The organism is Pseudooceanicola profundus (genome assembly GCF_054919315.1).
This window is the reverse complement of sequence record NZ_CM142898.1, coordinates 120316-133699: the sequence shown is the minus strand read 5'-3', so window position 1 is coordinate 133699 and position 13384 is coordinate 120316. Positions and strand designations below refer to the sequence as shown.

The window sequence follows — 13384 nt, the reverse complement described above, 5'->3', positions numbered from 1 at the left end:
CGCCTGGCCGGGCGGTGCGAGGAAGAGAGCGGGGCCGGGGGGCGCTGCCCCCCGCGCGCGGCGCGCGCGCCCCCCGGAGGTATTTCGGGAAAGATGAAGCCCCGTATGCGATGGTATTCCATTAAGGGTTTGAAATTTCGACATTTCACCGCCTTCTGTGCTAGGGTGTCCCCGGGCTAGCTGGCCTGACCTTAAAGAGGAGTTCCCGATGCAGGATCACCCGCTGCGCTATCCGCTGGCCAACGAATTGCACGCCCGGCCGTTTCCGGCCCTCGACGTGCCGTCCTCGGCCGTCTACCTGGCCATCGCGCCGCATCCGGGCCAGCCCCGCGACCGCGCGGCGGAGCGTGCCCATCTGCTGGCGCTGCTGGACCGTCATGGCGCGGATCATCCCGCACCCGACGCGACCCATTGGTCGGGGCAGGTGGGTCGCCATGTGCTCAAGTGGGAGAGCCATACCGAGTTCGTCACCTTCACCGCCTTCGCCCCGGGCCTGACCGCGCGGGCCTTCGATCCGGCGGAGTTCGAGGTCTTCCCGGCGGACTGGCTGGAGGCGGCACCGGGGGTGCGGGCGACCTCGGCCGTGATCCGGATCGAGCCGCTGGCGGAGGATGCCGTTCTGGGCGCGGCGCTGGCGGCGCATTTCGTGCCCGAGAGCCTAGCCTCGGCCCGGGTCATGGAGGGCGCCGCCGTGGTGGCGGGCGATTTCCGCATCGACCCGGCCGGGCACATGCGGTTCCTGATCCAGGTGGCGCCGGAGACCGGGCCGCAGCGCGTGGGGCGCATCCTGCAGCGGCTCTGCGAGCTTGAGACCTACAAGAGCATGTCGATGCTGGGTCTGGCCTGCGCCCGCGAGATGGGCCCGCGGCTGGACGAGCTGGACCGCAAGCTGACCGAGCTGATGGCCGACATGCGCAGCACCGAGCGGAGCGCCGAGGCCACGCTGGGGGGGCTGCTGGAGATCTCGGCCGAGCTCGAGGACATGGCCGCCCGTGCCGCCTTCCGCTTTGCCGCGACCCGGGCCTACGAGGCCATCGTGACCGAGCGGATCGCCATGCTGCGCGAGGAGCGCTACGAGGGCCGGCAGATGCTGGGCGAGTTCATGCGCCGCAGGTTCGATCCGGCGATGCGCACGGTCGCCGCCTCGGAGCGTCGGCTGGCGGGGATGGCGGACCGGGCGATGCGGGCGGGCGAGTTGCTGCGCACCCGGGTCGACGTGGAGCGGCAGGGCCAGAACCAGGCGCTGCTTGCCTCGATGGACCGGCGTGCGGACCTGCAGCTGCAGTTGCAGCGCACGGTCGAGGGGCTCTCGGTCGTGGCGATCAGCTACTACGCGGTGTCGCTGGTGGGCTATCTCGCCTATCCGCTGGCCGAGGTCATCGGCCTCTCCAAGGGGATGCTGACGGCGCTGGCCGTGCCGCCGGTGGTGCTGGCGGTCTGGATGGTGGTGCGGGGGATTCGCAGCCGCCATGGCGGGGGTGATGCGCATGGCGGCTGACTGCCCGGGCCGCGGGGAGACGGCCTGAGGGCACACCGGGGCGGGTGGGACATGGCCCCGGTGATCTGGTGGCCCGTGGAACGACGGGCGATCGTGCCGTGGCCAATGATCTTGCGGCCTTTGATCCTGCGACCCGTGATCTGGTGGCCCGAGATCTGTTGGCCCGTGATCCATCGGCCCGTGATCCGTGGCCGGGGATCGGGGGAAGGTCGATCCCCGGGCCTGTGGCCGGGACGCCGGAACCTGTGGCGCCCCTTCGGGGTGTCGCGTCCCGGGTCCCGGGAAGGCAGGCGTCAGTTGCCGCTGGCGGGGGCCGTGGGGGCCTCAGGGGTCGCAGGGGTCGGTGTGGCGCCGGCGGCGGCGTCGAAGGTCTCGAGCAGCAGGTGCTGCCCCATCTCCTGCATCTGCGTGGTGGCCTGCCGGACCTCCTCCATGGCGGCAATGACGGCCTCCCGGTTGTAAGGGCGGGCGCTGGCGGCCTCGAACATGGCGCGCCGGGCCGAACCGATGCGTTCGAACCCCGCGGTGAAGTCGCCGCGCCGGGCGCGCATGGCGAAGATGACGCCGCTGCGCAGGTCCTGAGACATCATCGAGAGCCCCCCGCTGTCGCCGTTGAGCGTGGTGCGGATCGTGTTGAACCGCCAGAGCACGCCAAGGGTGATCGCGTTGAGGAAGAGCGAGAGCACCAGCACGGCCCAGAAGGTCAGGCGCCAGCCGCTATGCCGTTTTGTGGGGCGCGTGGTCGGTGGTGGGGTCATGGCAGGGCCCTCCGGGCGGGGGCAGGGAGTTTGGGCGGCAGTTTGGCCGCCGGTGGGGGGGCACCGAGGCGCAGCACGAAGCTGAGCACCGGATCGAAGCCCAGGGGGTCGCCGAGGGCGAGGCCCGCCATCGCCATGTCGCGGCCCCGCGCCGGGCTGGGATACTTGGCGATCAGCATCGGCGTCGCCACGAGGGCGAGGGCAAGGACCGTCCCCGCCATGGCGGGTGTGGGCACCGGGAGCCTCCAGTCGGGGAGGCGGAGGTCCCGAAGCGGAGCCCCAAGCGCACCATGGCGGCGACGGTCCTGCCGGACGCGGGCGAGGGTCGCCTGCGCCAGCCGGTGCTCTTCCGTGAGTGGGGGAAGGGGCAGGTCGGCTGAAATTGCCGCCAGGAGCACCGGGTCATCGGTTCCCGCCGCAAGCTGCGCCCAGGGGGCGGGCCAGAGGGCGGGATCGGGCCCGAATGCCGCGGCAAGGCGCGCGCGGTCCCCGGGCGAGAGGTGTGTGATCGGGTCGTGAGTGGTGTCAGTCATTCTCGTATCTCCCCCGAGTGGGTCCGGTCCCGCAGGGTTCTGCGCGCCCGGACGAGCAGTTGTTCCACCGAGCCGCGACTGGTCCCCATCGCGGCGGCGATTGCCGGGTTGTCCATGCCCGCCACCGCCGAGAGCAGCAGCGCCATGCGCTGTCTCTCGGGCAGGTCGGTCATGGCCTCCCGCACGCGGGCCAGTTGCTGCCGCCCCGCGAGGGTTTGCTCCGCATCGGCCCAGGGCCCCGCGGTCAGGTCGTCCGGGCTCTCCTCCGGACCCGGTTCCAGGCCGAGGGCCCGGGCAAAGCGCCGCCGGCGGTGCCGGTCGGTGCACAGGTTGGTCGCGATCCGGTAGATCCAGGTGCTGACAGCGCCCCGGTTCGGATCGTAGCGACCGGCATGGCGCCAGACCCGCAGGAAAGTCTCCTGCGCGATGTCCTCCGCCAGCTGCATGTCGTCGAGGTAGCGCGCGGCCAGCAGCCGGATGCCCCGGCCGTGCCGCAGGATGAGGGCGTTGAGCGCCGCTTCATCCCCGTCCGCGACCCGGGCAAGCAGCCCGGCCTCGTCCGTCGCGCGCAGGGGTTGATCCACCTTGGCCTCTTTCCTTGTTCCGCCGTCCCGTTCGAGGGTACCGCGCCCGCAGGTTGTCTGTCCCGCGGACGCGGCCCCGGCCACCGGTGCGCGCCCCATCGCCCGCACCGGGTGCCTCTTCGCCACGCAGCCTCAGCGGGTCACGTTGCGGGTCTTGTTGACGGTCTGCCCGGCAAAGCCGTTGCGCGTGGTCGTGGTGCCGTCCTCGGTGGTCACGCGGTTGCGCGAGGCGGTGCGCGACGTGCCGTCGGGCGAGGTCACAGTGGTGTCCTTCTGGCAGGTCGCGCTGCCCGAGCCGCGGATGCAGTCGCGGGTGCTGTCCACGGTGGTGCCGCGGCCGGTCTGCAGGCTGAAGCTCTGGGCCTGCGCGGGCGCCGCGAGGGCGGTCAGGGTCAGGGCGGTCAGCAGGGCGGGGGCAAAGTTGCGGGTCATGGTCGGTCTCCTTCTGGGGACTGGGGTGGGGGGGGGCTTTTGGTAGGGACGGACGGCAGCGTTGCGGGGCCGCCGGGGTCTGCGGAGCGATCAGTTCTGGATCGCGCTGCGCATGCGGGTCATTTCGCCCTGGTCGAGGACGCTGTCGCCATTGGCGTCGGCCACGTCGAACATCGGCAGGTAGGAGGTGAACTCGCTGCGGCTGAGGAGCCCGTCGCCGTTCACGTCCATGGCGGCGATGGAGAGCCCGGCGTTCGCCTCGGCGGCCACGGCGGCCCGCTTTGCCATCTGGCGCAGGCGGTTGGCCTCGGCCTGATCGATCAGCCCGTCGCCGTTGCGGTCGGCGCGGTCGAACATGGCGCCCTTTCGGGCCATCAGCTCGGCGCGCGAGATCACCCCGTCGCCATTGGCATCGGCCTTGCCGAAGGCCGCGGCCTGCCGGGCGCCAGATTGGGCGAGCGCGGGAGCCGCCAGAAGGACCAGCAGGGGCCCGGTGAGGAGGAGGGAGTGTGTCATCTGTTGCTCCGTCGTTGCCGTTTTCACAAGGGCATACGAAGCCGGGCGGCTTGTCCTACGCGGGGTCTGCCCTTTCTTGCGCGGGGCGGCTCAAGGCGTTGAGACGGCAGCAAAAGAAAACGGCGCCCCCGGAGGGGCGCCGTGCGTCGTGCGTCGTGAGTGGTTCGTCTTGAGTGGTGGTTATTCCGCGGGCGCCAGCCGGGCGCCGGACGGGCTGCGCGACAGGAGCGTGTTCATGGTCAGCCCGCCCGCGGCGATGGCACCGAGGGCGAGGATCGCCGAGAGGCCCAGCGTCGGCACGCCCGAGAGGCCCGCCCCGATGGTGCAGCCGCCCGCCAGCACGCCGCCTGCGCCCATCAGCGCGGCACCGGCGAGGTAGCGGCCGGTCTGGCGCGGGCTCTCGAAGCTCTGCCACTGGAACCGGCCCGAGACGAGGGCGGCGATCAGCGCACCCGAGAGCACCCCGCCGATCAGCCCGACACCGAAGCCCGCGGGCACCGCGCTGGATGCGATGGTCCAGAAGAGCGCCTCGGAGGAGGGCGAGATGAAGGAGAGGCTTTCCATGACGATCGGGTCGAACTCGTCGAAAAGCACGAAGCCGGTGCCGACCCAGCCGAGCGGGACCAGCAGGCCGATCAACGCGCCAAGCGCGATGGTACCGGGCCGGGCGCCCGAGCGGGCGACGATCAGCGCGGCAGAGGCCACGATGACGGCGGTCCAGATCCACGGGCCGCCGACCCAGTTCGACAGCGCCGCCGCCTCGCCGAGGGAGACCGTGAGGCCGCCGATGGCCACCCGCAGCGGGGCGAGAACGCCCTTGAGCGCGGCATGGGCCACCACGGCGAAGACGGCGAGGACGAGCAGCGCGCGCAGGTTGCCGGAGCCGGTGAGCACCATCAGACGGGACACGCAGCCCCGGGTCAGCACCATGCCTGCGCCGAACATCAGCCCGCCCAGCAGGACGGCGGCCACGGGCAGGTCCCCCGCGAGGTAGCGGTGATCGGCGAAGCTGATCCAGCCCGCCGCCTGTGCAGCCTGCGTGCCCGCGACGGCCACGGCGAGGGCCGCGAACCAGACGCCTGCGGCCTGACGGCGATCCTCGCCCACGAGGGCGCGGCGGAAGCAGAAGGCGGACAACTGGGCCAGCACGCCGAAGAGCAGGCCGAGGCCGAGGCCGAACCAGACGGCGGCCTGCTGCGGGGTCAGGGTCTCGAAACCGAGGGATTCAAACATGGGACTCTCCCGAGGGTAGGGAATTTGTTCCAGATAGCGGGGAAGAAACGCTCAGATCAAGCTATGTGAATGCGTGAATCCGGCTCAGGGGTAGACCTCTGTTCCGATTGCGCTGCTGGAGGGGGGAGGGTGTTCAAATTCCGCGCATCCGGCGGAACGGATGTCCGGGCCCACGGCGGCGGGCCCGGACGAAGGGTCTTTTCTTCAGCGTCCGCGCAGGCGCGGGTCGAGCGCGTCACGCAGCCCGTCGCCGAGGTAGTTCACCGACAGGACCGTCAGCGAAATGGCGACGCCGGGCAGAATCACCCGCTCGGGGTTCTGCTGCATGTAGTCGATGCTGTCGAAGAGCAGCCGGCCCCAAGTCGGGAAGTCCGGCGGGAAGCCGAGCCCGAGGAAGGAGAGCGCGCTTTCGGTGATGATCGCATTGGCGATCCCCAGCGTGGCCGAGACCATGATCGGCGAGATGACGTTGGGCAGGATGTGCCGGCTGATCATCTTGGTGTTCGTGGTCCCGATGGAGCGGGCCGCGAGGACGAACTCGCGCTCTTTCAGGGCCAGCACGTCGCCGCGCACGATCCGCGCCGCGGGCATCCACGAGGTGATGCCGATGGCGACCACGATCAGGATGAAGATGCCCGTCTCGGGGCCGAAGGCGGCCGAGAGCGGTTCGCGGAAGAGCAGCACCATCACGAGGAGCAGCGGCAGCAGGGGTAGGGCGAGGAAGAGGTCGGTCATCCGCATCAGCGGGCCGTCCAGCTTGCGGAAGTAGCCTGCCAGCACGCCGAAGAGCGAGCCGAGGATCAGCGACAGCACCATGGCCGCGATGCCGACCGAGAGCGAGGTCTGCCCGCCCGCCATCATCCGCGCCAGCGTGTCCCGGCCCAGCTGGTCCGCGCCCAGCGGATGCGCCCAGCTGGCCTTGATCCCCACGCTCGACGGATCGGCGAAGCAGGAGAACATCTGGCCGAAGGTCAGGATGCAGGAGGTGATGGCCTGCGAGTTCCGGGCCCGGATGTCGATGAAGGTCGGGTCCACGGTCCAGAAGAGCGGGCCGACGAAGACCGTCAGCACCATCAGGATGAACACGATACCGCCCAGCATCGCGCCCTTGTGGTGGGTGAACTGCCGCCAGACGTCGAACCACTGGCTGCGCGGCGGGGCCGAGGGCATCGGGCCTGCGGCGGCGAGGGAGGCCGCGTAGGGGGCGGGGGTCGCCTCGGGCGTTGCGTCGGGGCCGGGGGGCGTCTCGGAAGCCTGTTTCCGGGTGTCGTCAGTCATAGCGGATCCTCGGGTCGAGGATGCCATAGAGCACATCCGCGACAAGGTTGAAGAGCACGATCAGCACGGCAAAGATGAAGGTGAGCGTCTGCACCATGGGCAGGTCGTTGGCTTCGATCGCGGTGATCAGAAGCTGGCCGAGGCCGTTCACCTTGAAGACCTGCTCGGTGATGATGGCCCCGCCGAAGACCTGCGGCACGCCGAGCGCGATCACGGTGACCACGGGGATCAGCGAGTTGCGCAGCACGTGCACGAGGACCACGACACGCTCGCCCAGGCCCTTGGCGCGGGCGGTGCGGACGTAGTCCTGGTTCAGGTTGTCCAGCATCGAGGCGCGCATGAAGCGGCTGATCTGGGCGGCGTTGTAGAGCGCCAGCACGAAGACCGGCAGCACCATCTGGCGGATCTGGAGCTTGAAGCTGGCCCAGTCGTTCACCTGAAGCGTGGTGTCGTAGATCGAGGGGAACCAGCCGAGCCCGACCGAGAAGACCACGATCAGCAGCACGCCGGTGAAGAAGGTCGGCACCGAGAAGCCCACCATCGAGATGAAGGTCCCCAGCTGGTCGAAGACCGAGTACTGCCGGTAGGCCGAGTAGATCCCGATGGGCAGGGCGATCAGCACGCCCACGACGTAGGACATGCCCACGACCCAGAGCGTCTGGGGCAGGCGCTGCACCACGATGTCCATCACGGGCGAGCGGGTCTGCCACGAGAGCACCCGCAGCTTGCCGTCGGCGAAGTGGGTGCCGAAGATGTTGTCGATCAGCACCTGCGGTTCGACCCAGAAGAACTGGACCAGCCACTTCCAGAACTGGACGTAGATGGAGTCGCCGAGGCCGAGGGCCTCGCGCATCTTCTGCTTCACCTCGGGCGGGACGGTCAGCGGCACCTGTGCCATGGGATCGCCCGGCGCGAGCTGCAGCAGCAGGAAGATCACGACGGAAATGAAGAGGAGGGTGGGAACGGCCAGCACAAGCCGGCGGATCGTATAGGTCAGCATCTGGGCGGGTCCGTGATCCTGAGGAAAGGTCGCTGCGGGGGCACGGAAGAGGCCCGCGGCGGCGGAAAGGGGGCGCGGCGAACGCGCCCCCGGGGATCAGTGGATTACTTGATCCGGTACCAGTCAGCGACGTTCCACAGTTCGCTGTCCCAGGTGTTCAGCACCACGCCGCCCAGGGTGTTGGAATGGGCGGAGACACGGCCACGGTCCACCAGCGGAACGATGGTCATGGTTTCCTTGGTGATGATGTCGTTCAGCTTCTTGGCAAGTTCGCCGCGCTTCTCGAGTTCGCCGGTCTGGGCGAGTTCCTTGAGCAGGGCATCATACTCTTCGTTGCAGAAGCGGTTGATGTTCTCACCCTGCCACTGGCTCGAGGGCTTGGGCTCGTTGCCGCATTCATACATCGACAGATAGGACTGCGGGTCGGTGCCGTCGAAGTTGTTCGCGTACATTTCCACGTCGGCATAGAACTTCTGGAAGGTGTCGGGCGAACCCGGGTCACCACCGAAGAAGACCGAACCGGAGACGTTGCGCAGCTCGGTCTCGACGCCGATCTCGCCCCACCACTGCTTGATCAGGGCCTGGAAGTCCTGACGCACGGCGTTGGTCGAGGTCTGGAACAGCAGGCTCAGCTTCATGCCATCCTTCTCGCGGATGCCGCCGGAGCCCACGGTCCAGCCGGCCTCGTCGAGCAGCGCCTTGGCGCCTTCGATGTCCTGGGTCAGGCACTCGGTGTTGGTTTCCGAGGCGTACATCTCGGGCGAGGGCACGAGGTTGCAGGTCGCGCGGCCGGCCTGGCCGTAGCCGAGCTCGGTCAGCAACTCGCGGTCGATCGCCATGGAGAGCGCCTTGCGGACCTTGAAGTCCGTCAGGATCGGGTGCGGTTCAGCCACGGTGGCGCGGGTCTCGGGCGGGAGGTCCGACGAGGGGTTCGTCAGGTTCATCTCGATCCGTTCGACCAGCGTGCCGAAACCGACCACGGTCTTGCCCTTGCCGGCGGATTCCATCTCGGCGATGACCTCGGGGGCCAGCTGGAGGTTCCAGGCGTAGTCGAATTCGCCGGTTTCCAGAACCGCACGACCGGCCGCTGCCGCGTCGCCGCCGCCCTTGAAGGTCATGGTGGCGAAGGCGGGTTTCGCCGGATCGCGGTAGTTCGGGTTGGCCGAGAGCGAGATCACGTCGTTGGGACGGAATTCATCGACCTTGAAGGGGCCGGTGCCGATCGGGCCGAAGTTGGCCTCGGTGCACTGGGGCGCCGCGGCGCCGAGGCAGTCGGCGAACTGCGCGGCCTGGAGGATCGGCGACTGGCCGCCCATAAAGGGGCCATAGGGGTTCGGCTGGGCGTTCTCGAAGGTGACCTTCACGGTCAGGTCGTCGATCGCCTCGACGCTGGCCACGTTGTTGAACTTGGCCAGCTGGGCACAGCCCCCATCGGGATGCATGCAGTATTCAGCGGTGAAGACCACGTCCTTCGAGGTCACCGGGGTGCCGTCGGACCAGAGCAGGCCCTCCTTCAGCTTCCAGGTGATCGAGGTCAGGTCCTCGGAGACGCCGCCGTTTTCCAGCGTCGGGATCTCGGTGGCGAGGTAGGGGACGAGGTTGCCGTCCTGGTCGTAGCGGCCCAGGGGCTCGATCACGACGGAGGACGATTCGATGTCCTTGGTGCCCCCCGAGAGGTAGGGGTTCAGGATCGACGGCGCCTGCCAGTAGATCACGTTGACATGGCCGTCCGCGCCACGCTCCGCCATGGCCGCCGGGGCCATCGCGAAGGCTGCAGCTGCGCCCAGCAATAGGGATTTCGTACGCATCTCTCTCTCCTAGTTGGATGGTCCGGGCTCTTTCTGGTCCGGCACCAAGTACAACAGGGGGCGTTGGTCCGTGGACGGCGCCCCCCATCTGATAGTTTCCCGCAAATCCCCTTGGATCCGCCCCACGGTTGCGATCATGCAAAACTGGATACGCTCAAATTGCAAGCCTCGCTGAAAGCTGACGCAGAGGGAGCGGTCACACAGGTTTGACAGGAGCGTTTGCCTGTCTGTAGCCTCTGCACAATCTCTCACCAGAAAGGGTGCCCCAGATGCTCGACCAGCCGATCGCCCGGATCGAGAACCTCCGCGTGGAGTTTCAGACCAAGGACGGCCCCGTCGCGGGCGTCGAGGACGTATCCTTCTCCGTCAATCCCGGCGAAACCGTCTGCATCGTGGGCGAATCCGGCTCCGGCAAGTCGGTGTCGTCGCTGTCGCTGATGCGGCTGGTGGAGTTCGGCGGCGGCGAGATCGCCGGCGGGCGGCTGATCTTCGACCGCAAGGACGGCAAGGAGCTGGACCTCGCCAAGGCGGACCAGTCGCTGATGCGCACGATCCGCGGCAACGAGATCGGGATGATCTTCCAGGAGCCGATGACCGCGCTGAACCCGGTGTTCACCGTGGGCCGGCAGCTGACCGAGGGCCTGCGCCTGCACAAGGGGCTGAGCAAGGAGGCCGCCACGGCCCGCGCGCTGGAGCTTCTCAAGCAGGTCCGCATCCCCGAGCCGGAGCGCCGCCTGAAGCAGTATCCGCATGAGCTGTCCGGCGGGATGCGTCAGCGGGTGGTGATCGCCATGGCGCTTGCCTGCGAGCCGCGCCTGCTGATCGCGGACGAGCCGACAACCGCGCTCGACGTGACGATCCAGGCCGAGATCCTCGCCCTGATGAACCGCCTGAAGCGCGAGACCGGCACCGCGGTGATGTTCATCACCCATGACATGGCCGTGGTCGCCCAGATGGCCGACCGCGTGGTGGTCATGTTCCGCGGCAACAAGGTCGAAGAGGGGCCCGTCGCCCAGATCTTCGAAAACCCGCAGCACCCCTATACCAAGGCCCTGCTGGCGGCCGTGCCCAAGCTGGGCGAGATGACCGGCAAGGCCGCGCCCGAGCCGATGCGCCTGCTGGGCCGCGACCAGGGTGAGATCAAGCCGATCCCCGGCACCGACGAGGTGCTGCTCTCGGTCAAGAACCTGACCACGCGGTTTCCGGTGAAGGGTGGCTTCTTCCGCCGCACCGTGGCGCAGGTCCACGCGGTCGAGGACGTGTCCTTCGACCTGATGCGGGGCCAGACGCTGAGCCTCGTGGGCGAATCCGGCTGCGGGAAATCCACCTGCGGGCGCTCGATCCTGCGGCTGGTGGAGCCGGACTCCGGGCAGATCAACCTCGACGGCACCGACATCATGGCGCTGGATCAGGGCGCGCTGCGCAAGGCGCGGCTCGACATGCAGATGGTGTTCCAGGACCCGTTCGCCTCGCTCAATCCCCAGATGACGCTGATGGATCAGGTGGCCGAGCCGATGCGGAACTACGGCACCGCCTCGGGCGCCAAGCTGCGCGAGCGGGTGGAGATGCTCTTCGAGCGGGTGGAACTGCCGAAGAGCTTCCTGCGGCGGTATCCCCATGAACTGTCCGGCGGTCAGCGGCAGCGGGTCGCGATTGCCCGCGCCCTGAACCCCAAGCTGATCGTCGCGGACGAGGCGGTCTCGGCGCTCGACGTGTCGGTGCAGGCGCAGGTGCTGAACCTGATGATGGAGCTGCAGGCCGAACTGGGGCTCTCGTTCCTTTTCATCAGCCACGACATGGCGGTGGTCGAACGGGTCTCGCACCGGGTGGGGGTCATGTACCTTGGCCGCATCGTCGAGATCGGCTCGCGGCAGGCGGTCTTCGAGGACCCGCGGCACCCCTATACCAAGGCGCTGATGCAGGCGGTTCCGGTGGCCGACCCGCACAACCGCAAGGCCGACAGCGAGCTGAAGTTCAAGCCGATCCCCTCGCCGATCCACGACATGGACTATGTCGCGCAGCCCTCGGCCTACGAGCAGGTGGGCGAGGATCACTTCATCCTGACGACCGACAGCGGGTATTGAGGCCGAGCAGGGCGCCTGTTTTTTTGGCGTTCGGTGGTGTGGTCCTGCCGTGTACGGTCCGGATGGCGCGCTCGGGTCGAGAGATCGAATCCGCGCTGCAATTTCCATCTCCCACCCGCCCGGCCGAAAGGCCGGGCAGCGCCGACCCGCCCCCCGTCGCCATTGGTGCTCGGACCAATGGCGCACCAATGGCAACCGGCGCTTATGCGCCACCCCGCGGGTCAGCGCCGCCCTGTGCGGTGACCTTGTGGGGGAGGCATCAACATCGCGCCATTGCCTCATTCCCCCACGGCATCCCGCAGCCCCGTGCCAAGAACCGCGGCCTTTTCTCCGCCCGCTCTTGAACCTCGCGCAAAAGGTGAGACGATCCCCGGATCACGCCGCCTGCGGGAATCGCGGTGGCTGCGCGCCCCGGCGCGCCGACAGAAAGAAAGCCCAAGGCCCCATGAGTGCCCAATCCACAGCCAACCCCGATGCCCCGATGACCGCCGCCTCCGGTGACAGGCTCACCCCCTACGAGATCATGGAAAAGCTCGTGTCTTTTCCCACCGTCAGCCGGGACAGCAACCTGCCGCTGATCGACTGGGTCGAGGACTACCTCAAGCAAAACGGTGTCCCCACGTACCGGCACCTGCATCCCGATCAGCCCAAGGCCGGGCTCTGGGCCCATGCGGGACCGATGGAAGAGGGCGGCCTCGTGCTTTCAGGCCATACCGACGTGGTGCCGGTGGACGGACAGGACTGGTCGTCAGACCCCTTCACGGTCGAGACCCGGGACGGCAAGTACTACGGCCGCGGCTGCGCCGACATGAAGAGCTTCGACGCGCTTGCCATCTGGGCGGTGGTCGAGGCGCAGCACCGCGGGATCGCGCGCCCGCTGCAGGTGGCCCTGACCTATGACGAGGAAGTGGGCCTGCTGGGGGCCGATCCGCTGATCAAGGATGCCGCGGGCAAGTTCCCCAAGGCCTCCGCCGCGATCATCGGCGAACCGACGATGATGCAGGCCGTCACCGGCCACAAGGGCGGGCTGGCCTTCGACGTCCACATGCGCGGCTACGAGGTGCATTCCTCCATGTCCCACAAGGGCGTCAGCGCGATCATGGAAGCGGCCAAGATCATCGAATGGGCCAACGAGATGAACGCGGCCTCGGCGGCCGCCACCCCGGGGCCCAAGGCGGCCCCCTTCGATCCCGCCTGGACCAACGTCCATGTCGGCACAATCGAGGGCGGCACGGCGCATAACATCACCGCCAAGGACTGCCACTTCGTGCTCTCATTCCGGATCGTGCCCGGCGACACCCACGAGCAGTGGGAGACCGCCTTCCGCGCCAAGGTGGCCGAGGTCGAGGCCGGCATGAAGGCGATCCACCCGGACGCGGGCATCACCCTGACCAAGAAGTTCGGCGGCCCCGGCCTCGTGCCCGAGGACGCGGGCGAGGCAGAGGCCTTCGTGCGCCGGATCACCGGCGACAACGGCACCCACGTGGTCAGCTACGGCACCGAGGCGGGCTACTTCCAGCGCCACGGCTTCTCGGCCGTGGTCTGCGGGCCGGGCGATATCGCGCAGGCCCACCAGCCCGACGAATTCATCACCATCGACCAGTTCAACGCGGGCCATGCCTTCATGGAGCGCCTGCTGGACAGCCTTTCGGAAGGATAA

12 protein-coding genes are annotated in these 13384 nt (G+C 68.5%); 3 read left to right on the top strand and 9 right to left on the bottom strand.

Annotated features, from left to right (window positions below; genetic code table 11):
- The first annotated feature begins 208 nt into the window (after window positions 1-208).
- A complete protein-coding gene (locus tag ACX9MO_RS00635; RefSeq protein WP_462213185.1) occupies window positions 209-1498 on the top strand; it encodes a DUF3422 family protein in 1290 nt (429 codons plus the stop codon).
- Window positions 1499-1791: 293 nt separating this feature from the next.
- On the opposite strand, the gene ACX9MO_RS00630 is transcribed toward ACX9MO_RS00635, so the two are convergent.
- From ACX9MO_RS00630 to ACX9MO_RS00590, 9 genes are all read right to left on the bottom strand, one after another.
- Entirely contained in the window at window positions 1792-2256 is a 465-nt protein-coding gene (locus tag ACX9MO_RS00630; protein ID WP_462213184.1) for a hypothetical protein, read from the bottom strand.
- Window positions 2253-2492, bottom strand: coding sequence for a hypothetical protein (locus ACX9MO_RS00625; RefSeq protein WP_462213183.1), 240 nt, complete (start codon window positions 2490-2492; stop codon window positions 2253-2255). The genes ACX9MO_RS00630 and ACX9MO_RS00625 overlap by 4 nt, the downstream gene beginning before the upstream one ends.
- 293 nt (window positions 2493-2785) lie before the next feature.
- A complete protein-coding gene (locus tag ACX9MO_RS00620) occupies window positions 2786-3373 on the bottom strand; it encodes an RNA polymerase sigma factor (RefSeq protein ID WP_462213182.1) in 588 nt (195 codons plus the stop codon).
- A gap of 132 nt (window positions 3374-3505) precedes the next feature.
- Window positions 3506-3805, bottom strand: coding sequence for a hypothetical protein (locus tag ACX9MO_RS00615; RefSeq protein WP_462213181.1), 300 nt, complete (start codon window positions 3803-3805; stop codon window positions 3506-3508).
- A gap of 90 nt (window positions 3806-3895) precedes the next feature.
- The gene (locus ACX9MO_RS00610; RefSeq protein ID WP_462213180.1) at window positions 3896-4321 is read right to left on the bottom strand and encodes an EF-hand domain-containing protein; all 426 of its coding nucleotides are present in this window, start codon (window positions 4319-4321) and stop codon (window positions 3896-3898) included.
- 180 nt (window positions 4322-4501) lie between these two features.
- On the bottom strand, window positions 4502-5554 hold the full coding sequence (locus ACX9MO_RS00605) for a YeeE/YedE thiosulfate transporter family protein (RefSeq protein ID WP_462213179.1): 1053 nt from the start codon (window positions 5552-5554) through the stop codon (window positions 4502-4504).
- 204 nt (window positions 5555-5758) lie between these two features.
- Complete coding sequence (locus tag ACX9MO_RS00600; RefSeq protein WP_462213178.1) at window positions 5759-6832, bottom strand: ABC transporter permease; 1074 nt, start codon at window positions 6830-6832, stop codon at window positions 5759-5761.
- Complete coding sequence (locus tag ACX9MO_RS00595) at window positions 6825-7832, bottom strand: ABC transporter permease (RefSeq protein WP_222490376.1); 1008 nt, start codon at window positions 7830-7832, stop codon at window positions 6825-6827. Before ACX9MO_RS00595 ends, ACX9MO_RS00600 begins: the two co-directional genes overlap by 8 nt.
- 104 nt (window positions 7833-7936) lie before the next feature.
- Window positions 7937-9640, bottom strand: coding sequence for a peptide ABC transporter substrate-binding protein (locus ACX9MO_RS00590; protein ID WP_462213177.1), 1704 nt, complete (start codon window positions 9638-9640; stop codon window positions 7937-7939).
- A 269-nt stretch (window positions 9641-9909) separates the two neighbouring features.
- Here ACX9MO_RS00590 and ACX9MO_RS00585 point away from each other — a divergent pair, with 269 nt between their 5' ends.
- Entirely contained in the window at window positions 9910-11724 is a 1815-nt protein-coding gene (locus ACX9MO_RS00585; RefSeq protein WP_462213176.1) for an ABC transporter ATP-binding protein, read from the top strand.
- A 445-nt stretch (window positions 11725-12169) separates the two neighbouring features.
- Window positions 12170-13384, top strand: coding sequence for an acetylornithine deacetylase (gene argE / locus ACX9MO_RS00580; RefSeq protein WP_462213175.1), 1215 nt, complete (start codon window positions 12170-12172; stop codon window positions 13382-13384).